Origin of the sequence: Paraburkholderia xenovorans, assembly GCF_046030735.1 — a bacterium.
GTDB classification, from domain to species: Bacteria; Pseudomonadota; Gammaproteobacteria; order Burkholderiales; family Burkholderiaceae; genus Paraburkholderia; species Paraburkholderia xenovorans_A.
Genome location: NZ_JAQQBV010000020.1, coordinates 99136 through 120907, shown reverse-complemented (window position 1 = coordinate 120907; position 21772 = coordinate 99136). Strand labels below are relative to the sequence as shown.

Sequence of the window (21772 nt, the reverse complement as noted above, 5' to 3'; positions counted from 1 at the left end):
AGGATCACGTCCGCTTCGAACGGTACATCGCGTGATTCAGGCAAGCGCCGCGATACGCGCGCTCAACCATGTACGGATCGCTGCAACCTCTTCGCCACACACCGAATGCGGCATCGGATACGCGTGCCATTGCACGTCGTTCCCCCGCGCGAGCGCGAAATCGCGCGCGGTTTCACCGAGCTGGATCGGCAATACGTCGTCGTATTCGCCGTGCGCGGCGAACACCGGCGTGTTGCGGTTCGCGGCCGCGCCACGCTGCTCGATGAACGTTTTAGACGGCACGTAGCCGGACATCACGAGCAGGCCCGCCAGTGTTTCCGGGTAAGTGAGTCCGGCCGAATAGGTCATCGCACCGCCTTGCGAAAACCCCGCGAGGAAAATTTTCGAGGCCGGAATGCCGCGAGTGTTCTGTTCGGCAATCAGTTGTCGCACGGTCGCGCATGAGGCTTCGATACCGGCTTCGTCGGCTTGCCGTTCGATCGACTCGAACGAGCGGATGTCGTACCACGAACGCATCACGTAGCCGTTATTCGCGGTGACGGCCATCTCCGGCGCATTCGGAAACACGAAACGCACGGCCGGTGCGCCGCTCAGGCGCAGTTCCGGGACGAGCGGCACGAAGTCGTTGGCATCGGCGCCGAGACCGTGCAGCAGGATCACCGCGAACTCGGGATTCGGTGCGGTTTCGATTTCGATGGGCGGTGGCGTTGCACTCATGGGGTGATGTTCCTTTGCGTCGGTGGAGTGGATGAGGTTCGGAGTAGGTCCAGACGCGGCTCAGAGGATCGGGACCAGAATGATCACGATGCCGCCGAGCGATACGGCCCATGCCAGCGAACGCAAATACGGAATGCCGGCTGCGTAAAGCGGCACATAGACGACACGCGCCGCCAGATAGAGCCATGCGCCCCACGCCGTCAGCGCATTTTCGCGGCCTGCCACGTGGGCAATCAGGATCGCGGCCGCAAAAACCGGCAGCGTTTCGAACAGGTTGCTTTGCGCGCGCCTGAGTCGACCGGTGAGCTTGCCAATCGGCGGCCCGGCTTCGTCGCGTGGACCGGCGTTGTATTGGAGGCCGGTCTCGCGATTGCGCAGCACCGCGGGCAGCAAGACCTGGATGAGGGCGAGGACCAGCGTCCACGCGAGAAGAGTCAGTTCGATGCTCACGGTGTCTCCAATGACTGAGGTCGGCTTCGGGTTCGAATCGGCGCGTTTCAGAGAAGCCGGTCGATTCTATAGCAATGAAACCGTCTGACATCCGTTTGCGGAGGATGCGGATGAAAACCGCGGAGTGGGGGGGCGTGGGCGTGGGTGTGGGCGTGGGCGTGGGCTGGTGAATCAATCATGCCCACGCCGCGACTGCCTTGCTGAAGCGTTATTGCAGACGCTGCTTCAACTCGTTCGCCAGTTGCCGCGTTGCGGCCCTGGTCGGCGCATCTTCGGCCAGCGCGTTCAGCAAGCCGAAGTCGTGAATCGTGCCGTCGTAACGAACGGTGGCGACTTCGTCACCGGCTGCATCGAGCTTGCGTCCGTACGCTTCGCCTTCGTCACGCAGCACGTCGGACTCGGCCACCTGAATCAATGCCGGCGGCAAGCCCTTCAACTGATCCGTGGTGGCGCGCAGCGGCGACGCATAAATCTCGTTGCGCTGTTTCGGGTCCTTCGTGTACGCATCCCAGAACCATTTCATCATCGGCCGAGTGAGGAAGTGACCTTGCTGGAACTGGTTGTACGAGCCGTCGTTGAAATTGTTGTCGGTGACGGGCCACATCAACCCCTGGAAGCGGATTGCGGGACCCTGCTTGTCCTTCGCCATCAGACTGACCACCGCGGCCATGTTGCCGCCGACACTGTTGCCGACCACCGCGAGCCGGGTTCCGTCGACGCCGATCTCGGCGCCATGCGCGGCCACCCATTTCGTCGCGGCATAGGCCTGATTGATCGCAACCGGATAGCGCGCTTCGGGCGAAGGCGTGTAGTTCACGAAGACCGCCACCGCGCCGGACTGGACCACCAGATCGCGCACGAGGCGCTCGTGGGTCTGGAAATCGCCGAGAATCCAGCCGCCGCCGTGGAAGAACATGAACACCGGCAGTGTGCCGTTCGAGCCTTGCGGACGCACGATAGTGACCGGCACGCTGACGCCGTCCTGCTCGATCGTGCGGTTTTTGCAATGTCGATGCCCGACAGGTCGACCTTCGTGCCGTTCTGTGCATCCACCAGAATCTGACGGGCCTGGGCGGGCGGCAACGTGTTGATCGCAGGACCCTTGCCGCTATTCAGCGCATGCAGGAAACCGGAGGTCACACGATCGGGCGCGGCTTGCGAAGCCGGGCTCGCTGCGAAAGCGGAACTGACGGCGACGACGGAAGCGAGCAACACGGGGGCGAACTTGATCTTCATGATGAATTCCCTGGTTGGGTATCTACTACTAGATAGATAAGTCGGTTTAAAAAATGACGCCTGTTTGACGCCGGTAACTTCGTTCATGTCCTGTTGTTTATCTATCTATCTATAGGTAGATAACAGGGTAAAAAATAAGGAGGCGGACGACCACCTCCGTTACAGCCTTACTGCATTTTCTTCCACGACGCTTCGACATCTTCCAGCCGCGCCTTCGTGCCGAACAGCCGGCTCGCGAGCACGCTGCCCTGATAAGCCGCATACAGCGCGCGCGCGGCGGACTCGGGTTTGCCGTTCACCACCAGCGTTTCTTCCTGCACGCCTTGCGAAAGCACTTGCGTCAGCCATTTTTCATTGGCCTTGAAAAAAGCCTGAATGGCATCGCGAATGTTCTCCGGCAACGAAGCGATGTCCGAAGCCAGCATTCCGCACAGACAGAGGCGGTCGCCGTCGCCGAGGGTTTTGCCGAACAGTTTCGTATACTTGCTGAGCCGTGTGTTGGCCGGCAGTTTCGAGTCGATCGCATGGACGGCGGCCAGCACTTCCTTGCTGTATTCGTTGACCGCTTCCAGCACCAGATCGTCTTTCGACGGAAAGTAGTAGTGGATGCTCGACGTCTTGACCCCGACCAGATCCGACAGATCGCGATAGCTGAAGCCGTTGTAGCCGCGCTGCATCATCAGCGTGATGGCGTGGTCGAGAATCTGTTCGCGAACGGTCGGTGTCGTGTCCATGCGCCGAACTTTATCTACTACTAGGTAGATAGTCAAGGGTTTTTTGCAGCCGCAGGACGCTTCCCGCTGCATCGAAAAAATCTATGCAGCGCATCGGTAAACAGTGTTGGTCAAAGAAATATGGCCTCAGTAAATTGATTTGACACATGGGGCTCACGCCGATCTAACGCCGGCATCGATGCCCTGGTCGTCAATTAATCGAGCGCCACGGCGCAACACGCAGCAAGGGAGTGAGATATGGCCGACAGCCGCAGTGCGGTGCCACTGATCGAAAAACACACCATCGGTTACGTTCCGCACGAGGAACGGCACGGCAGGGTGCGCGACCTGTTCACGCTCTGGTTCGGCGGCAATATCGCGCCGTTGCCGATCGTGACCGGCGCGCTCGGCGTGCAGATCTACCATCTCAACCTGTTCTGGGGCGTCATTGCCATCGTGGTCGGACAGGCGATCGGCGGCATCCTGATGGCGCTGCATTCCGCGCAGGGACCGCAGATGGGCATTCCGCAGATGATACAAAGCCGCGCACAGTTCGGCTCGTGGGGCGCGTTGCTCGTCACGGTGATCGCCGGCGTGATGTATGTCGGGTTCTTCGCGTCGAATATCGTGCTGGCCGGCAAGTCGCTGCATGGGATCGAGTCGACGATTCCGGTGCCCGTCGGCATCGTGATCGGCGCGCTGGGGTCGGGACTCATCGGGATTGTCGGCTACCGCTTCATTCACATTCTCAACAGGATCGGCACGTGGGTGCTGGGCATCGGTATCGTCGCCGGTTTCGCGTATATCTTCACGCATGTGTCGACCGCCGATTTTCTGACGCGCGGTGGCTTCAATTTCGCCGGATGGCTCGCGACGGTGTCGCTCTCCGCGCTCTGGCAAATCGCGTTTGCGCCGTACGTGTCCGACTATTCCCGCTATCTGCCGGCTAATGTGGGCGTGGGCGCGACATTCTGGGCGACCTATCTGGGCTGCACACTCGGGTCGACGCTCGCGTTCGTATTCGGCGCAGTGGCGGTGCTCGCCGTGGCGCCCGGCGCGGACACGATGGACGCCGTGAAACTGTCGACAGGCGCACTCGGCCCCTTCATGCTGGTGTTGTTCCTGTTGAGCGTGATCAGCCACAACGCGTTGAATCTGTACGGCGCGGTGCTTTCGGTGATCACGTCGTTGCAGACTTTCGCGTATCGCTGGATTCCGACCGCGAAGTCGCGCGCCGTGCTGTCGTTCATCATTCTGGCGGCCTGCTGTTTCGCGGCGGTCGGTGCGTCGAAAGACTTCATCGGCCATTTCGTGGATCTGGTGCTGGCGCTGCTCGTGGTGCTCGTGCCGTGGACCGCGATCAACCTGATCGATTTCTACGTGATTCACAAGGGCCGTTACGACATCGATTCGATTTTCCGCGTCGACGGCGGCATTTACGGGCGGTTCAATTCGCAGGCGCTGATTGCGTACGCTGTGGGGATCGTCGTGCAGATTCCGTTCATGAATACGCCGATCTACGTCGGGTCGTTCTCATCGCACCTGAACGGCGCGGATCTGTCGTGGCTGGTGGGGATCATCGTGACCGCGCCGCTGTACTACTGGCTCGCGACGCGCGATACCGCGTATCGTCGCCGGCAGAATCAGGCGGAGGTGTCGGCTCATTAAGCATCGATGTCCGCGGTAAACCGCGCTGCGGCCGGGTTCGGAAACGAGCCCGGCCGCTTTGCTTTGCCTCGCTCGAACGCCGGTCACCGATCGATATGCAGACGCCGGATATACGACTCGCAGAACGTCGCGAAGCGCCGCACGACCTGGCGCGGTTTCATCGCGCTCGCCTGCGCGATACCGAGCGTCGTCGCGTTCACGTCTTCCTTGAACCGCTTGATCACGAAGTCTTCGCCATCCACGGTGCGGTTCGATTTGAGAGGAAAATTGAGGATGCTGTACCCGAGTCCGTTCGCGACCATCCCACGCACCACCTCCGGCTGCGACGAACGGAACGCGGCGATCGGCCGGCTGCCGACGGTATCGAACAACGCGGAAAAGTACTCGCGGCTGTGCGGCAGATCCAGCATCACATACGGCTCGGACAACAGATCTTCGAGCGAGACCTTGCGGGCGCGCGCGAGCCTGTGCGTTTTTGGCAGGATCGCGTAGGGCGGCAGCGACAGCAGCGGAGTAAAGCTGATGCCCTCGTCGATGTCGAGGCTGTAGGTCAGCGCGATATCGAGCGAGCCGTCGTGTAGCCCGCTCAGCAGTGTGTCCTGATGCGCCTCGACGGTGCGGAATGCGATCCCCGCATGATCCTTCACGAAGCGGCTAATGATGCCGGGCATCAACGGCGGAGCGAGCGATACGAGACAGCCGAGCGCAATCGTGCCCGTCATCCCGCCGTCCATTTCTTTCGCGGCCGATTGCAGATCTTCCGCATTCTTCAGCAGATTGCGCGCATGGCCGAGCAGATCGCGACCCGCCTGCGTGAGCGACAACCCGCTCGCGTGGTGGCGGATGAACAGTTGCACGCCGAACGACTCTTCGAGATCCGCGAGCGCAGTGGACACGGACGGCTGGGAAATATGCAGGCGCTTTGCTGCGGCAGTGAAAGACAGCGCTTCGGCCGTGACGACGAAATAGCGCAACTGGCGCAGTGAATAACGCAACGAATTGCTTTCCATCGGCGGATCTCCCCAGGTTTCCCGAGCTTCTCAAGCCACTGCATTGTGCGTGCGTCAAAAAAACCTTGCATAGAAAAAAACGATGCTATGGATTTTTTAAATATGTTTTTCCGAATGAAGTGGCGAGCGTACATTTTCTTCATGGTTGAGCGTCAAGGAGGACGCCGGCCCGGCGCTGACCGGGTCGAACCGGAAACGCTTTTCAAAAGGAAAACAGCGATGACAGCTGACACTATGTCGATAGATACGCTCGTGGTGGGCGCCGGGCAGGCGGGCGTCGCGATGAGCGAACATCTGAGCAAGCTCGGCGTGCCGCACCTCGTGCTGGAGCGCGATCGGATCGCCGAACGCTGGCGTACCGGGCGATGGGACTCGCTGGTCGCGAACGGTCCGGCCTGGCACGATCGCTTTCCGGGTCTGGAGTTCGACGATCTCGACGCCGACGCCTTCGCGCCGAAAGAACGCGTCGCGGATTATTTCGAAGCGTATGCGAGAAAGTTCGACGCACCGGTTCGCACGGGCGTCGAAGTGACGAGCGTGGTGCGCAACACGGGCCGTGCGGGGTTCACTGTCGAAACCACCAAGGGCGTGTTCGACGCGAATCGCGTGGTGGTGGCCACCGGCCCGTTCCAGCGCCCGGTGATTCCGCCTATCGCGCCGAAAGACGGCCGGCTCACGCAGATCCATTCCGCGGACTATCGCAATCCCGCGCAATTGCCGGACGGCGGCGTGCTGGTGGTCGGCGCCGGTTCGTCCGGCGTGCAGATCGCCGACGAATTGCAGCGCGCGGGCAAGAAAGTCTATCTGTCGGTCGGGCCGCATGATCGTCCGCCGCGCGCGTATCGCAATCGCGACTTCTGCTGGTGGCTCGGCGTGCTCGGCGAATGGGACAAGGAAGCAGCGACCCCGGGCAAGGAACACGTGACGATCGCAGTGAGCGGTGCGCGCGGCGGCCATACGGTCGACTTCCGGCGTCTCGCACACCAGGGAATAACGCTCGTCGGTCTGACAAAGACGTTCGACGGCGACACCGTGAGCTTCGAATCGGATCTCGCGATCAACATCGCGCGCGGCGACGAGAACTATCTGGCGTTGCTCGACGCGGCGGACGCGTACATTGCCCGCAACGGTTTCGACCTTCCGGAAGAACCGGACGCTCGCCGCATGTTGCCGGACCCGGACTGCGTGACGCAACCGTTGCATGAACTCGACCTGGCGCAAGCGGGCGTGACTTCGATCGTTTGGGCGACCGGCTATGCAGTCGATTACGACTGGCTGCATGTCGATGCGTTCGACGCAAAGGGCAAGCCGCAGCATCAGCGCGGCGTGTCGAAGGAGCCTGGCGTCTATTTCCTCGGTCTGCCATGGCTTGCACGACGCGGCTCGACGTTTATCTGGGGCGTGTGGCACGACGCCAAACATATCGCCGATCACATCGCCACGCAGCGCAAATATCAGTCGTATCGCGCTCCTGTGCAGCGTGACGGCGAAAAGCCCCGAAACAAAGCGCTTGCCGATGCAAGAGACCAATCGCAAGTTCAACAAGTCAACGAATTGGGAGTGAATTGATGCCTACTCATACTCGCATCCGGATGTTCAACACCAAGGATACCTATCCGAATCAGTCGCTCGACAACGATCTCTGCCAGGCTGTTCGCGCGGGCAATACCGTGTATGTGCGCGGTCAGATCGGCACGGATTTCGAGGGCCGTCTGGTCGGACTCGGCGACCCGCAGGCACAAGCCGAACAGGCGATGAAGAACGTCAAGCAGTTGCTCGAGGAAGCGGGCAGCGACCTGAGCCACATCGTCAAGACCACGACCTATCTGATCGACCCGCGCTACCGTGAGCCGGTGTACCAGGAAGTCGGCAAGTGGCTGAAGGGCGTGTTTCCCATTTCCACCGGACTGGTGGTGAGCGCGCTGGGTCAGCCGCAATGGCTGATGGAAATCGACGTGATCGCCGTGATCCCGGACGGCTGGCAAGCGAACCAGGCTTAAGGAGCGGGCATGACATTCTCGATCGTCGGACGCTGTACGGAAACCGGTCAGCTGGGCATCGCGATCAGTTCGTCGAGCATTGCGGTGGGCGCGCGTTGCCCGTGGGTGCGCGCGGGCGTCGGCGCGGTAGCGACGCAGAACGTGACGCTGCCCGCGCTCGGCACGCGGATTCTCGACTACCTCGACGAGCAGCAACTCGATCCGGCCGCGGCGCTGGACGTTGCGCTGGGTGCCGATGCGTGGAGTCAGTATCGGCAGGTGACGGTCATCGATCGCCAGGGACGTACCGCGTTTTTCAGCGGCAACGAGGCACTCGGCACGCACCATGCGATAGCGGGAAAGCAGTGCGTTGCCGCGGGCAATCTGCTGGCGGGCGTGCAGGTTATCGAGGCGATGGTCCACGCATTCGAGAATGCGTCCGGGCTGCTCGCCGACCGTCTGCTCGCGGCGATGCAGGCGGCGATGGCCGCAGGTGGAGAGGCGGGGCCGGTGCATTCGGCGGCGCTTCAGGTGGTCGGCGATCTGAGCTGGCCGATCGTCGACCTGCGGGTCGATTGGGCGGACGAAGACCCGATCGGCAAACTGGACGGTCTCTGGCAGGCGTATCGGCCGCAGATGCAGGATTACCTGACCCGCGCGCTGAATCCGACCGCCGCGCCGAGCTACGGAGTGCCGGGCAATGCGTGATCTGTCCAGCCGCGCGTTGCTCGAACGACTGATCGGTTTCGCCACCGTCAGCCGGGACTCGAATCTGCAACTGATCGAGTTCATCCGCGCCTATCTGGAAGATCTCGGCGTACGCAGCGAAATCTTCTACAACCCGGCGCGCACCAAGGCCAACCTGTTCGCGACGATCGGCCCGCTCGATCGCGGCGGAATCGTGCTGTCGGGCCATACGGATGTCGTGCCGGTGGACGGTCAGGATTGGACCGTCGAGCCGTTTCATCTGACCGGGCGCGACGAACGGTTGTACGGTCGCGGCACGGCCGATATGAAGGGCTTCATTGCTTCAGTGCTGGCGGCGGTGCCTGCATTTCTCGAGCGACCGCTGAACGTGCCGGTACACCTCGCGTTCTCCTACGACGAAGAAGTGGGTTGCCTGGGTGTACGACCGATGTTGGCCGAACTCGAGAAACGCGAACACAAACCGCGTGTGTGCCTGATCGGCGAGCCGACGGAGTTGAAGCCGGTGCTCGGTCACAAAGGCAAACTGGCAATGCGGTGTCAGGTGAAAGGCGCTGCTTGTCATTCGGCCTATGCGCCGTACGGCGTGAACGCGATCGAATATGCGGCGAAACTGATCGGCCGCCTCGGCGAGATCGGCACGCGCCTCGCGCAACCCGAACTTCACGACAAGCGTTTCGATCCGCCGTTTTCCACCGTGCAAACCGGCGTGATCAAAGGCGGCCGCGCGCTGAACATCGTGCCGGCCGAGTGTGAATTCGATTTCGAGGTCCGCGCGCTGCCGGGCTTCGATGTCGGCGAAGTATCGGAAGCATTGCAGACCTACGCTCAGGCCGATTTGCTGCCGGCCATGCGGGCGGTGCAAGCCGATACGGATATTCGTCTGCAAGCGCTGAGCGCCTATCCGGGTCTCGCGACTTCGCCCGACAGCGAGGCGGCGCGTCTGCTGGCGCTGCTGAGCGGTTCGTCCGAATTCGGTACCGTGGCGTTCGGCACCGAGGGCGGTCTGTTCGACGCCGCGGGCATTCCCACCGTGGTCTGCGGACCGGGAAGCATGGACCAGGGGCACAAGCCGGACGAGTTCATCACGCTCGACCAACTCGCCGGCTGCGACGCGATGCTGGCCCGGCTCGCCGATTATCTTCGTGAGCCGTCCTGATCCGGGCGGACCCGCCTAGACCATCGCGCCGCCCGACACTTCGATCCGCTGCCCGTTGACCCAGCGGTTGTCTTCGGACAGTAGCGACGAGATCATCGACCCGATGTCGTCCGGCAGGCCCACGCGGCCGAGCGCGGTCGCGTCCGAGACGAGCTTGTTGAGCTCGGGGTTGTCGCGCACCATGCCGCCGCTGAAATCCGTGGCGACCGCGCCGGGCGCCACCGTGTTCACCGCGATCCGGCGCGGGCCGAGTTCTTTCGCGAGATAACGCGTGAGTACCTCGACCGCGCCTTTCATCGACGCATACGGCGAGCTGCCGGGAAAGGTCATCCGCGTCAGGCCGGAAGAAATATTGACGATGCGGCCGCCGTCGTTGAGCAGCGGCAACAGCTTTTGCGTCAGAAAGAAAACGCCTTTGAAATGGACGTTGTAGAGGCTGTCCAGTTCTTCTTCGGTGGTCTGGTCGAACGGCGCGTGGTGCGACGTGCCGGCGTTGTTGACGAGATAATCGAAGCGCTCCGCGCCCCAGTCCGCCAACGCGTGTCTGACTTGCTTCGCGAACGCGTCGAACGCGCGCGTGTCGCCCGTATCGAGTTGCAGCGCGATCGCCTTGCTGCCGGTTTCGCGCACGGCGGCGACCACCTGTTCGGCGTCGGCTTGCCTGCTGTTGTACGTGAAGATCGAATCGACGCCGCGTTGCGCGAGATGCAGCGCCGTATTGCGGCCGATGCCCCGGCTGCCGCCGGTAATGAGCGCGATACGCGCCGGTTTTGCTTGAGTGTCGGCTGTCGGCATGACGTGTTCCTGGTTGAGTGAATAAGCGTAGGTTAGGCCGTTCGTCCCAGGAGCTGAATGCCCAAAGTTGGCGGCTTCTTGCCCAATCCTGCTCCGCCTGCTGACGTTCGCCGGATCCGCTATAGAATCGGCAAACACAGGGAAGCAAGGAGGAATTGAGCGATGTCGAATGCGTTGACCGAGGCCGTCAAGCGTTATACCGACGCACAGGCCGGACCGAGTCCGTTCGCGACCGCCGTTCCGGGGCTCACGATCGTGCGCTCCGATCACCAGAAACCACCGTCGCACATCATCTTCAGGCCCGCGCTGTGCGTGGTCGTGCAGGGCGCCAAATGGAGCACGTTCGGCGACCAGCGTTTCGAATACGGGGCAGGGCAGGCCCTGGTGGTCAGCGTCGAGATGCCGGCGTTGAGCCGGGTTGTGCAAGCGAGTCCGGACAAGCCGAACCTGAGCGTCGTGATCGAATTCGATCTCGCGGCGATGAGCCAGGTTCTGGAAGGACTGGACAACCCGCCGCAAGCGGTGGACGACGTGCGGCGCGGCGTCCTGGTCACGAACTTCGACGGCGCGTTATCGGATTGCGTGCTGCGGATGGTGCGACTGCTCGATACGCCGGCCGCCATCGCGACCATCGCGCCGCTGATCATGCGCGAAATAGGCTACTGGCTGCTTACCGGGCCACATGGAGCGGAAATCGCGAACGTCGCGCTGGCGAGCGGTCACGCGCGGCGTGTGGTCCACGCGATCCATACATTGCGCGACCAGTTCAGGGAAACCGTGCGCATGGAAGATCTTGCGGCGATCGCGCAGTTGAGCCTTTCCGCGTTTCATCGGCAATTCAAGGCATTGACCTCGATGACGCCGCTGCAATATCAGAAGCAACTGCGTTTGCTGGAAGCGCGGCAGTTGCTCGTCACGGGTCTTGCCAACGCGGAGACCGCCGCGTTCCAGGTCGGCTACGAGAGCGCGTCGCAATTCAGCCGCGAGTATTCGCGCATGTTCGGCGCGCCGCCACGCCGCAGCATCGCAACGCTGCGAAACGCGACAGGCTGACCGCACCAACAGCGTATTTCGATAACTTCACATCACCGTCACTTCGGATAACTAATGTCGTGGTTGCAGTACCCCTTCAACCATGAGAACCGAAATGACAAAGATCAAGTGGAATCATGCAGCAGCCGTCGCGCTTTTCGCGGCGTCCCAGTTCGCGCACGCCGGCACGCCGAGCGTCGGCAGCCGCGAGTACAAAGTGTTGCTCAATCCGGTCGCGTTCGAAAGCGCTCCCGTCGACGCCGCGAATCGTTTCCTGACCGACCTGAAGGCGAGCCTTGCGGCAAACGGCTTCGACAGCACGGTCAAAAAGAGCTTCAGCGCCGACAACGATCGCACCGTGCAGTACTACGACGCGCCGGGCACGTGTGCGGTGAAGCAGGCCGGTTACTCGATGCGCGAGCGCGACGACAGCAGCGGCCGCAATATCGAGTTGAAGTTCGGTTCGCCGAACCAGAGCACGTCGGCGAATACGGATGTGAGCGGCAGTTCGTCGAAGGCGAAAAGCAAACTCGAAGACGACATCACGCCGCCGTCGAATCAAACCTACTCGCATTCGACCAGCGAACCGCTGTCCGACTCGAAGAACCTGAATCATCTGAGCGACATCAAGGACCTGTTCCCGACCACCCACGTATTCGACAGCATCGGTACGCAGGCGCTCGTGCCGGTGAGCGGCTTGTCGATTCATGAACTGACCTTCGACGGCCCGACCAGCGATCTCGGTCAGGAGAGCGCCGATTTCACGATGACCGTCTGGTATGCGAACGGTTCGACTACGCCGGCCCTCGCGGAAATCTCATTCGAAGTCGACGTGAACGACGACGGCGTGTTCACCGACAAAGTCACCTCGCGTTCGCAACTGATCTTCAGCACGCTTCAGAGCATGACGAACTGGGTGCAGTCGCCGAGTTCCACGAAGACCGCGTGGGTCTACAAGTACCAACCGTCTTTCTGTAGCCAGTAACGTTCGCTGTATCGCCGCGCCGGCATCGCACGTTCGCCGGCGCGGCAAATTTCAAAGGCGCAAGCGGTCTGCTTCAAGGCAGCGTATCGAGCCGCCGCGTCCACAACGACGCCAGCGCGAGCAACCCGCCGCTGATCACCAGCATCAACGTGCCCATCGCCATTCCGTCGCCGATCGATCCCTGTTCGAACTGCTGCCAGATGAACACCGAAGCGGTTTGCACGCCGCTCGGCGAAAGCAGCAGTGAAGTCACGAGTTCGCGCGATGCAACCGCGAACACGATCATCATCGACGCCGCGAGCGGCGGCGCGACCAGCGGCAGCACGATGCGCCACAGCACGCGCGTTTCGCTCGCGCCATGCACGCGCGCGGCGGCTTCGAGGCTGCCGCCGATCTGCCGCAGCGCCGCGCTCGCATAACGCACCGGATAAGGAAGCAGCAAACAGCTATACGACAGCAGCAGAATGACCCACGTGTTGTACGGCGTAACGGGCCACACCGGCAGATTCCACGCGAGAATCAGGCCCACGCCGATCACGATGCCCGGCATCGCGTGGGGCAGCAGCGTGAGGCCGTCGAGCGCGGCGCGTCCCGGCGTGCGCGTCTTGATCACGACCCACGCGGCAAGAAAACCCAGCGTGCCGGTGAGCCCGGCGGTTCCCGCGGCGAGCCCGAGACTCGTGAGCAGTGCACCGCCGCCTTCGCCCGCCGACGCGATCGCCGTGAAGTGCGCGAGCGTCAGGTTGGCCACGCTCAAACCGCCGGACAACGTGCGCACGAACGAGGTCGCGACGATCGCGCCGAGCGGCGCGAGGGTCGTGCAGAATGCGGCCGCGCCGAACAGCAGCAGCACCGGCGCGCGCCACGCGCCCAGCGAAACCGGTTCGCTCGCCACCGGCTTGCCGGTTTGCGTGTCGAAATCGCGGCCGGCGAGCAGGCGCCGTTGCGCGACGAAAGCGGCGAGTGCGGTGAACGCGAGCAGAGCGGAGAGCACCGACGCGCCGGACAGATCGATCGGCCAGTCGGAAAAGCGCGCTTCGATCGACGTGACCAGCAGGCTGAAACGGGCGCGCGGACCGAGCGCGGACGGAATGCCGAACTCCTCGATCGCCATCGTGAACGCGAGCAGCGCGCTCGCGGCGATCGCCGGCGCGGCGAGCGGCAGCGTCACGCGCACGAACGCGCGCCACGGCGTGGCGCCGCACACGCGCGCGACCTGAGCGAGTCTGCCGCCGGTCGACATCAGCGCGCGCGACACCGCGAAATACACGACCGGGAATACGCTGAGCGTCATCGTGAAGGCGATGCCCGCGAATGAGAACAGATAGCCGCCGAGATCGAAGCCCGCGAGTTGCTGCAGATAACCATGCGGCTGCAACAGCAGCATCCAGCCGAGCGCGGCGAGATACGGCGGAATCAGAAACGGCGCGAGAAACAGCAGGTCCCAGAGCCGCGCGGCCGGCAGGCGCGTGAGGCCGCGCAACGCGCCGAGCGGCACACCGAGCGCGAGGCTCGCGAGTGCGACCGTCACGCCGAAACGTAGCGTATTGCCGAGCAGCGGCCACGTGTCCGCCTGGGTCAACGTACTGCGGATGGCGGCGAACGGCTGCGCGAACGAGCCGTGATTCAGCGCCGGAAAAATCGCCTGCAGGGCCACGAAAGCGATCGGCAACGCGACCAGCAATCCGAACGCGACGAACAGCGCGACTAATGCCGCGCCACGCCCCGAGCGCCCGATCGACTCGACCATACCCGCGCGCCACGCGCGTAGCGTGGCTGCGCGCTGCGCGATCACGCTGGCCATCAGTGTTCGCCGAACAGTGCATTGAAGCGCGACAGAACTTCGGCGCGCGTTTTCGTATTACTGCCGTCGTCCTGCGGCAGCAGCTTCAGATCTTTCAAGCGCGGACGCGGCGTGACGATGTCGTCGCGCGCCGGCATCAGGTATGCGGCGGCGACCAGTTGCTGGCCTTCGTCGGACAGCACGTAGTCGATGAACGCGCGCGCTTCGGCTTGCGCATGCGAGGACTTGAGGATCATCATCGGACGCGGCGCGATCACCGTGCCGCTCGACGGGAAGATCACCTTCACCGATTCGCCGCTCGCGGCCGCGCCGTACGCGACGTAATCCACCGCGCCGAACACCGCCGATTTCGCGCCCTGCAGCACCGGGTTGATCGCTTGCGCGTTCGGCCCGAGCACTACCATGCCGTTCTTGTGCAGGCTGTCGAACAGCGTCCATGCGGATTCGCCGAGGCGGTCCTGCAAGCCCAGCAGCAGATCGAGCGACGCGCCCGACAGCGCGGGATTCGGCGTGGTCACCTGATCGCGATAGGCGGGCGCGGCGAGATCGCGCCAGTCGTGCGGTTCGGGTTTGCCGGTGCGTGTATTCCACACGATGCCGAGCGCCGAGATGCCTTGCGCGACATACGAGGGCGCCTTGAACATCGGCGGCACGTGGGCCGCGTTCGGGCTCGTGTAAGGGGCGAGCCAGCCGCGCCGTTCGAGGTCCTGCGCGGTGTCCCACGACGCGGAGATCAGCACGTCGGCGTGCGGATTGCTCGATTCCGCTTCGATGCGGGCCATCACCTTGCCGGTGGTCGCCTGAAACAGGTCGACCTTGTGGCCGGTTTTGCGCTCGAAACCTTGCGCGAGTTTTTTGCTGAGATTGCCGGGGCCGGCGGTATAGACGGTAAGCGCGTGCACGGATTGGGTGAGCCCGAAGGCAAGGAAAAGGGAACAAACAAGAGAAGACAGCGATCTGGCCATTGTAGCGATTCCTTTATCGATGGATCGTTTGCTCGACGCGTCCGTGCGCGAGCGTGACGATCGTGTGCGCGAGCGCATCGGCTTCGCTGCGGTCGTGCGTCACGTACACCGCGGTGGTGCCGAGTTGCGCGAGCAGCGTGCGGATGTCGTCGCACAGGGTGGCGCGCAATTGCGCATCGAGATTCGAAAGCGGTTCGTCGAAAAGCAGCACGCGGGGCCGCGCGACGATCGCACGGGCGAGCGCGACGCGCTGCTGTTGACCGCCCGAGAGTGCCGACGGACGCCGTCCGGCGAGATGTTCGAGACCGACGCGCGCGAGCGCCTGCGCGACCGCGGCGCCACGCTCGGCGCGCGGCACGCGGCGCATCTCCAGTGGAAATGCAACATTCCCCGCGACCGTCATATGCGGCCACAGTGCGTAGTCCTGAAACACCATGCCGAGGTCGCGCGCTTCCGGCGGCGTACAGGTGGCCGGATCGGCGACGGTTTCGCCGCCGAAGCGCACGCTGCCCGCGTCGGGGCGCAGCAAGCCGGCGAGCAGCTTGAGCAGCGTGCTCTTGCCGCAGCCCGACGGCCCCAGCAGCGCGAGCGTCGTGCCCGCCGGCACGTCGAGATCGATGCCGTCAAGCACCGTTTGTCCGCCGAAACGCTGGCGGAGTCCGCGTACATGGATCGATACGCTCGCGTCGTTCATCGGCATGCTCAGAACTTGTGGCGGATGCCGGCCATCAGGCCGAACTGGTTCTTGCCGGCCACTACGTCGGTGCCGAAGCCGTTCAGGCCGAGGTTCGAACCGTGACTGTTCAGCGCGTACGCGAGGTTCAGATAGAGATCGGTGCGCTTGGACAGGAAGTAATCGGCGTCGACCTGGAACGACCACGGATCGCGCGACGTGCCATAGAAGTTCTGGTACATCGCGGTGCCGGAGAACGCGAGGGCCGGCTGCGCGAGCCAGGTCGCGCCGAGCCAGTAGAGGCTCGTCGCTTCGACCGGCGACGTGCTCAGCGTGCTCAGGTGCACGGCGTGCGAATCGAGGTAGCGGTAGCCGGCGTAGGTGGTCACCGTCGAGATCCGGTAGCTCGCTGCGAACGACACGCGCCGGTCGATATCGCCTTCGTAGCCGCCGGCTTTCGACGTATGCGCGGCCGTCTGGCTCGTGCTGCCGCCGTTCTTCTGGTCGTACACGAGGGTCGCGCTGAACGGGCCACTTTTGTAGCGCAGGCCGCCTTCGATCACGCGGGCGAAACGGGTGTCGCCGGCCGGCTGCGCGCCGTACGTGACGGCGTCGTAGCCGAAGCTGTATTGCACGATCGCGGTCAGCGCGCCGAAGCGTTTCTCGTAGCGCGCGGTGTTGTCGAGCCGGTCCGAGAAGGCCGGGTCTTGCATCTTGATCGCGTAGACCGCGTTTTTCAGCGGGTTGTATTCGCTGACCCAGTCGAGGAACAGGCCGCCCTGGCGGCCGAGCGAAAACGAGCCCCACGTGTCGTTCGCGATCCCGACGTAGGCGAGCCGGCCGAACTCGCGGCCGCCTTGCAGCAGCGCGCCGTTCGTCACGTTGATGCCGCTTTCGAGCAGGAAGAAGGTGCGCGAGCCGCCGCCGAGGTCTTCGGTGCCGGTGATGCCCCAGCGCGAGCCGGACATGTCGCCGGACGTGAGGCGCGTGACGCTATGCGTCTGGCCCTTGGTCGACGAGGCGTTGGTCAGGTATTCGAGGCCGGTATCGACGATACCGTAGAGCGTGACGGAGGAGCCGGAAATGGCGGGTGTTTCGTCGGCATGGGCGTAGGCGGACAGGCTGGCGCAGACGGCCAGACAGCAGCCTACCGCCGTGTTGCGGTAGGAGTGGTTCACGGATTGTGTCCTCTTTGGGATTAATTTGAGCCACGAATGTAAGTGGCGCGTAAGTCATCCGCGTGACAGCAGGACACGAGCGAAAACGGTTGCGAGGCGTGTTATTCGGCGAGCGCGGTGAGCAACTGGTTCTTGACGATCGCGGTGGCGAGCGGCTGCCGCCCGAATTCGTACCAGCCGACATGCCGCCGCCACGCGGTACCCGGAAGCGGCCTGACGGACAGCAGCGGATCTTCTTCCCATGCTGCATGCCGCAGGCGCGGCACGATCGACACGCCCACGTTTTGCCGCACGAGATCGGCGATCGACGCGATCGAATTCATTTCCAGAATCGAGTCGACCTCGACACGCAGACGCCGCAGCACGCTCGCCACATGCATGCCCGTCAGCGTGCTGGCTTCGAAGCTGATGAACGGATAGCGCCTGAGCAGCGCGGCGACCGACGCGTCGGCGTTCGCGCTCGCCACGAGCGGATTGACGAGCAGTACCAGGGGTTCGTCGTAAAGGCGCTCCCACGACTCCGGCAGCGTGGTCGTGCGCGGCTCGCTGACGATCACCGCGGCATCGATCTCGCCCGCGCGCACCTGACGCTCCAGTTCGCCGCTGATCCCGTGGACGAGACGCACTTTCAGACCGGGGTAGGCGCCGCGCAGCCGGATCACGTTGGCCGCGAGAAAACCCATCGACGACGCCGTGGAACCGATCGTGACCGAGCCGCTGATGCTGAGTTCGTCGCCTACGCCGCGCAGCAGCGAATCGTACGCGGCCACCACGGCGCGCGCCTGTTCGATGATCGAGCGGCCCGCGTCGTTCAACTGCACGCTGCGCCCGCTGCGGTCGAACAGTTGCCGCTGGCAGAGGCGCTCCAGCGTGCGCATCTGCGCGCCGACCGCCGCGTGCGTGAGCGCCATGCGGTCCGCCGCGGCCGCCATCGTGCCGTGCTTTTCGATTGCGAGAAAGGTCTTGAGTGTGCGGATTTCACTCATCGCGGGATCTCCTCCGGGTTGTTCTGGGATGCGTACGAAACGCGCGGCTTTCGTCACGTTCGGTGCGTCGCATCATCTCACGAAACGAAAAATTTTCTTTCTTTTCGGTAAAGAAAATAACGCTTTTTATTTTATTTGTGGGCACTGAAAATCGATTTGTCAGGAATCGAGCCGATGCGCTAACGCGGTCGGCAGCAGCCAGGGTGAGGAGTCCCACAATGTCGCAAATCCAGCAGTTCCCCTTCGTCAGCGTGTCCGGCAAGCCGTACGAGCGCGGCGTGCAATACGGCCGCGCCGCGGCCGCGCGGGTGCGCCTGAGCGCATCCCGCTACGGTCAGACGTTGCGCAATCTCGGCTATAGCGAAGCGTCGCAGACCGCGTTGATCCGCTCGCTCGAGCAGGTCATCGGCGAATTCCAGCCCGCGTATCTGGACGAGATGCGCGGCATCGCCGTCGGCGCGGACGTGCCGTTCGAAGACATCGTGATGATCAATGCGCGCACCGAGGTGCTCGCCAAAGCGCGCCTCGAGCAGACGGTGCCGGCCGACGACGAGGACGGGTGCACCGGCGTGCTGGTGTTGCCGTCGCGCTCGGCGAGCGGGCAGTTGATTCACGCGCAGAACTGGGACTGGAAGGCCGATTGCGCGGACACCGGCATCGTGCTGCGCGTACGCAATGAAGACGGTCCCGATTTTCTGACCTTCGTCGAAGCGGGCGGCCTTGCGCGCAGCGGTTTCAACGCGACGGGCGTGTCGATCACCGCCAACTATCTGGAGTCCGAACGCGACTTCATGCAACTGGGTGTGCCGCTGTCGCTGCTGCGCCGGCGCGTGCTGGAAGAGCCGGTTTTCGCGAACGCGTTGCGTGTGATCGCGACCACGCCGAAATCGTGTTCCAACAACATCATGCTCGGGATGGCCGAGGGTTTCGGCATCGATTTCGAATGCGCGCCGGACGAAGCGTTCCCGATCTATCCGGGCGACGATCAACTGATCGTGCACGCCAATCACTGGGTGAGCCCGGTGGCGCGCACCAGGCTGCGGGACAGCGGTTGCGAGAATTCGCCGGACAGCTATTACCGCGACTGGCGCGTGCGTCAATTGCTGAACGCTGCGCCGAAACTGGATCGTGACGCGGTCAAGGCCGCGCTGTTCGACGACTTCGGCACGCCGTTCTCGGTCTGCCGTCCGCCGCGTGAGGGCACGCGTCACAAACTGACCGCGACGGTCGCGATGATCGTGATGATTCCGGCCGCGGGCGAGATGGATGTCGCGCCGATGCCCGCGCTCAACCGCGTGTTCACGCGATACAGCCTGCACCATGAACCGCTTGCCGCAGCGGCATGAACGGTCCTGATGCGTCGTTCAGCGCGACGCAATGAGAACACCCATTACACCAACTACAACCAACATGGAGGAACGACACATGTTCGACGCCGCAAAACCTTCCGCTCCCGGTCATGACAACGCAGAAGCGCTGTACGACCTGGGATCGACCACCGTCTATGCGAGCCGCCACGATCCGCGCTTTCCGTACGTGCTGTATGTGCCGCACGAAGTACTCACGCCCGGCAACGACGTCGAACTGGTCGTCGTCGTGCACGGCACCGGGCGCCAGTTCATTCCGTATCGCGACGCGTTCGCGCCGTTCGGCCGCTGGAATCGCTGCATCGTGCTGTGCCCGCTGTTTCCGGTGGGCGTGCGCGGCGACGGCGATCGCAGCGGCTTCAAGCGCCTGATCGAAGGCGATATCCGCTACGACACGGTGCTGCTCGACATGGTGAGCGAAGTCGGCGAACGATACGGCAAACGCTTCGACACGTTCGCGCTGTTCGGCTATTCGGGCGGCGGCCAGTTCGTGAACCGCTTTGCGTATGCGCATCCCGAGCGCTTGTGGGCTGCATCCATCGGCGCGCCCGGCAATGTCACGGTGCTCGATACGTCGAAGGATTGGTGGCTCGGTGTCGGCGGATTCGAGCGGTACTTCGGCAAGCCCTTCGATCTCGCCGCGTTGCAGCGCGTGCCGGTGCACATGGTGGTGGGGCGCGCGGATCTGGAAACGTGGGAAATCACGGTGAGCGACGATAGCCCGTTGTATATGCCGGGCATCAACGACACCGGCGCGACGCGTCCTGAACGGCTGCGCACGTTGCAGGCGTCGTTCGAGGCGGCCGGCGTTCGCGTGCATTTCGACGAACTGCCGAACGTCGCGCATAACGGCATGCAGGCGGTCGACGTCGTGCAGGATTTCTTCGCGCAGGCTTTGCGCACGTTACGCGCCGGAGGGTAACCCGATGGATGCCGGAAACGATACGAAGAAAATCTGGAAGACCATCGCGTCGACGGTGATCGGCGGCACGTTCGAATGGTTCGACTTCATGGTGTACTCGTATTTCTCGAGTACGATCGCGCGGGTGTTTTTTCCCAGTGTCGATCGTAGCGGCGCGTTGCTGCTGACGTTCGCCACGTTCGCGGTCGGCTTCCTCGCGCGGCCGATCGGCGGTGTCGTGATGGGGATGGTCGCGGACCGGATCGGGCGCGTGAAGGTGCTGTCGTGGATCATGATCATGATGTCGGTCGGCTCGCTGCTGCTGGGGTTGACGCCGGGCTTCGCAACCCTCGGCCTGGCCGCGCCGCTGCTGGTGGTGATCGGGCGGCTCGTGCAGGGCTTCGCGGTGGGCGCGCAGTTCGCGCTGTCGTCGGTGACGATCTACGAGGTCGCGCCGCCTCACCGGAAGATGTTCTACGGCAGCTTCAACATGGTGTCGCTGGGTATCGCGGTGCTGTTGTCGTCAGGATGCAGTTACTTTTTGTCGAGCCATCTGTCGCATGCGAATCTGGACGCATGGGGCTGGCGTGTGCCGTTCCTGATCGGCGCGCTGGTCGGGCCGATCGGTTTTTACATACGGCATCACGTGAAGGAATCGGACGACTTTCATGCGATGCAGGCGCGGCCCGCCGCGCGCGCACCGGTCGGCACGCGCTTGCGCGATTTCGTGCGCGACAACGGCGATGCCGTGTTGTGCGCGATGGGCGTGATGATCGCAGGGACCTCGCTGAACTACGTATGGAATGCGTATTTGCCGGCTTATGCGCAGATTCAATTGCATCTGTCGCTGAGCTCGACGCTGCAAAGCGTGTTCGTCACGAGCATCGTGTCGTGCGTGCTGTCGCCGGTGTTCGGAATGCTGGCGGACCGCGTCGGCGCGTATCGTCTGTTCTGCTTTTTTATCGCGGGCTGGCTGGTTTGCGTGTTTCCGCTGTTCTGGTATCTGCTGGCCGACCCAGGCGTTACCCGTTTGATGCTGGTGCAACTGATCGGCATGCTGTTCCTGACGCTGCAAGGCGCCGCGCATCCGGGGATGCTGGTCAAGATATTCACCGTGCAAGGGCGCTCGACCGGTGTGGCGATGTCCTATAACACGTCGGTGATGCTGTTCGGCGGCCTGGCGCCGTTCTATATCTCGGTGGTCGCGCGTTTTACCGACGCGCGTTTCGTTCCGCCGGGTTATCTGTTCGGCACCGGGTTGCTGGCCGTCGTGCTGGTGCTGGCGACCCGCACGGGCCGCCGCGTGCTGCACGAAGACCGCGTCGCGCACCGGCAACGGCGTGCGGCGCGCAACACCGGTGCGATGCAGGCAACGAATCCGGGCGACCGGGCAGCGTAGGCGCGAGCGCCCGTCGACATCCGCTTGCAGCCCGACTGTTTGCGCCGGCT

At 63.3% G+C, this 21772-nt stretch carries 20 protein-coding genes and 1 pseudogene; 10 read left to right on the top strand and 11 right to left on the bottom strand.

Going from position 1 to position 21772, the window contains the following annotated elements; all coding sequences use genetic code 11:
• Nucleotides 1-36: 36 nt before the first annotated feature.
• From PQQ51_RS20695 to PQQ51_RS20680, 4 genes and pseudogenes are all read right to left on the bottom strand, one after another.
• Complete coding sequence (locus tag PQQ51_RS20695) at nucleotides 37-717, bottom strand: alpha/beta hydrolase (protein ID WP_408498683.1); 681 nt, start codon at nucleotides 715-717, stop codon at nucleotides 37-39.
• Nucleotides 718-777: 60 nt separating this feature from the next.
• Nucleotides 778-1167, bottom strand: a complete 390-nt coding sequence (locus PQQ51_RS20690; RefSeq protein WP_408498682.1) for an MAPEG family protein — start codon at nucleotides 1165-1167, stop codon at nucleotides 778-780.
• Nucleotides 1168-1375: 208 nt separating this feature from the next.
• Nucleotides 1376-2403 (bottom strand): annotated as a pseudogene (locus PQQ51_RS20685) (alpha/beta hydrolase).
• A gap of 167 nt (nucleotides 2404-2570) precedes the next feature.
• The gene (locus PQQ51_RS20680) at nucleotides 2571-3137 is read right to left on the bottom strand and encodes a TetR/AcrR family transcriptional regulator (RefSeq protein WP_408498681.1); all 567 of its coding nucleotides are present in this window, start codon (nucleotides 3135-3137) and stop codon (nucleotides 2571-2573) included.
• A 237-nt stretch (nucleotides 3138-3374) separates the two neighbouring features.
• Here PQQ51_RS20680 and PQQ51_RS20675 point away from each other — a divergent pair, with 237 nt between their 5' ends.
• Nucleotides 3375-4784 (top strand): purine-cytosine permease family protein, encoded by a 1410-nt coding sequence (locus PQQ51_RS20675; RefSeq protein WP_408498680.1) that lies wholly within the window; start codon nucleotides 3375-3377, stop codon nucleotides 4782-4784.
• 83 nt (nucleotides 4785-4867) lie between these two features.
• Here the strand turns inward: PQQ51_RS20675 and PQQ51_RS20670 are convergent, their stop codons facing one another.
• Nucleotides 4868-5794: a LysR family transcriptional regulator gene (locus PQQ51_RS20670; RefSeq protein WP_408498679.1), complete on the bottom strand. Its 927-nt coding sequence runs from the start codon at nucleotides 5792-5794 to the stop codon at nucleotides 4868-4870.
• Between the two features lie 219 nt (nucleotides 5795-6013).
• Between PQQ51_RS20670 and PQQ51_RS20665 the strand changes: the two genes are divergently transcribed.
• The 4 genes from PQQ51_RS20665 to argE are packed head-to-tail and all read left to right on the top strand — an operon-like array spanning nucleotide 6014 to nucleotide 9637.
• Nucleotides 6014-7363: a flavin-containing monooxygenase gene (locus tag PQQ51_RS20665; RefSeq protein WP_408498678.1), complete on the top strand. Its 1350-nt coding sequence runs from the start codon at nucleotides 6014-6016 to the stop codon at nucleotides 7361-7363.
• Nucleotides 7363-7794 (top strand): RidA family protein, encoded by a 432-nt coding sequence (locus PQQ51_RS20660; RefSeq protein ID WP_408498677.1) that lies wholly within the window; start codon nucleotides 7363-7365, stop codon nucleotides 7792-7794. Before PQQ51_RS20665 ends, PQQ51_RS20660 begins: the two co-directional genes overlap by 1 nt.
• Before the next feature lie 9 nt (nucleotides 7795-7803).
• Nucleotides 7804-8481 carry a DUF1028 domain-containing protein gene (locus PQQ51_RS20655; protein ID WP_408498676.1) on the top strand — a complete coding sequence of 226 codons (678 nt, stop codon included), beginning with the start codon at nucleotides 7804-7806 and terminating at the stop codon, nucleotides 8479-8481.
• The gene (argE, locus tag PQQ51_RS20650; RefSeq protein ID WP_408498675.1) at nucleotides 8474-9637 is read left to right on the top strand and encodes an acetylornithine deacetylase; all 1164 of its coding nucleotides are present in this window, start codon (nucleotides 8474-8476) and stop codon (nucleotides 9635-9637) included. The genes PQQ51_RS20655 and argE overlap by 8 nt, the downstream gene beginning before the upstream one ends.
• 15 nt (nucleotides 9638-9652) lie before the next feature.
• Here argE and PQQ51_RS20645 read toward each other — a convergent pair whose 3' ends face one another.
• On the bottom strand, nucleotides 9653-10432 hold the full coding sequence (locus PQQ51_RS20645) for an SDR family NAD(P)-dependent oxidoreductase (RefSeq protein ID WP_408498674.1): 780 nt from the start codon (nucleotides 10430-10432) through the stop codon (nucleotides 9653-9655).
• A 162-nt stretch (nucleotides 10433-10594) separates the two neighbouring features.
• Here PQQ51_RS20645 and PQQ51_RS20640 point away from each other — a divergent pair, with 162 nt between their 5' ends.
• Both PQQ51_RS20640 and PQQ51_RS20635 read left to right on the top strand, forming a co-directional pair.
• Nucleotides 10595-11485, top strand: a complete 891-nt coding sequence (locus tag PQQ51_RS20640; protein WP_408498673.1) for an AraC family transcriptional regulator — start codon at nucleotides 10595-10597, stop codon at nucleotides 11483-11485.
• A 94-nt stretch (nucleotides 11486-11579) separates the two neighbouring features.
• The gene (locus PQQ51_RS20635; protein ID WP_408498672.1) at nucleotides 11580-12449 is read left to right on the top strand and encodes a hypothetical protein; all 870 of its coding nucleotides are present in this window, start codon (nucleotides 11580-11582) and stop codon (nucleotides 12447-12449) included.
• A 73-nt stretch (nucleotides 12450-12522) separates the two neighbouring features.
• Here PQQ51_RS20635 and PQQ51_RS20630 read toward each other — a convergent pair whose 3' ends face one another.
• The 5 genes from PQQ51_RS20630 to PQQ51_RS20610 form a co-directional block, all read right to left on the bottom strand.
• Complete coding sequence (locus PQQ51_RS20630; protein ID WP_408498671.1) at nucleotides 12523-14253, bottom strand: ABC transporter permease; 1731 nt, start codon at nucleotides 14251-14253, stop codon at nucleotides 12523-12525.
• A complete protein-coding gene (locus PQQ51_RS20625; RefSeq protein WP_408498670.1) occupies nucleotides 14253-15218 on the bottom strand; it encodes an ABC transporter substrate-binding protein in 966 nt (321 codons plus the stop codon). Before PQQ51_RS20625 ends, PQQ51_RS20630 begins: the two co-directional genes overlap by 1 nt.
• 13 nt (nucleotides 15219-15231) lie before the next feature.
• The gene (locus PQQ51_RS20620; protein ID WP_408498669.1) at nucleotides 15232-15918 is read right to left on the bottom strand and encodes an ABC transporter ATP-binding protein; all 687 of its coding nucleotides are present in this window, start codon (nucleotides 15916-15918) and stop codon (nucleotides 15232-15234) included.
• Between the two features lie 2 nt (nucleotides 15919-15920).
• Entirely contained in the window at nucleotides 15921-17069 is a 1149-nt protein-coding gene (locus tag PQQ51_RS20615; protein WP_408498668.1) for a porin, read from the bottom strand.
• Nucleotides 17070-17170: 101 nt separating this feature from the next.
• Entirely contained in the window at nucleotides 17171-18055 is an 885-nt protein-coding gene (locus tag PQQ51_RS20610; protein ID WP_408498667.1) for a LysR family transcriptional regulator, read from the bottom strand.
• Between the two features lie 218 nt (nucleotides 18056-18273).
• On the opposite strand from PQQ51_RS20610, the gene PQQ51_RS20605 reads away from it, so the two are divergent.
• The 3 genes from PQQ51_RS20605 (at nucleotide 18274) to PQQ51_RS20595 (ending at nucleotide 21722) form a co-directional block, all read left to right on the top strand.
• Entirely contained in the window at nucleotides 18274-19401 is a 1128-nt protein-coding gene (locus tag PQQ51_RS20605) for a C45 family autoproteolytic acyltransferase/hydrolase (protein WP_408498666.1), read from the top strand.
• 190 nt (nucleotides 19402-19591) lie between these two features.
• On the top strand, nucleotides 19592-20344 hold the full coding sequence (locus PQQ51_RS20600) for an alpha/beta hydrolase (protein ID WP_408498693.1): 753 nt from the start codon (nucleotides 19592-19594) through the stop codon (nucleotides 20342-20344).
• 4 nt (nucleotides 20345-20348) lie between these two features.
• Nucleotides 20349-21722: an MFS transporter gene (locus PQQ51_RS20595; RefSeq protein ID WP_408498665.1), complete on the top strand. Its 1374-nt coding sequence runs from the start codon at nucleotides 20349-20351 to the stop codon at nucleotides 21720-21722.
• The last annotated feature ends 50 nt before the right edge of the window (nucleotides 21723-21772 follow it).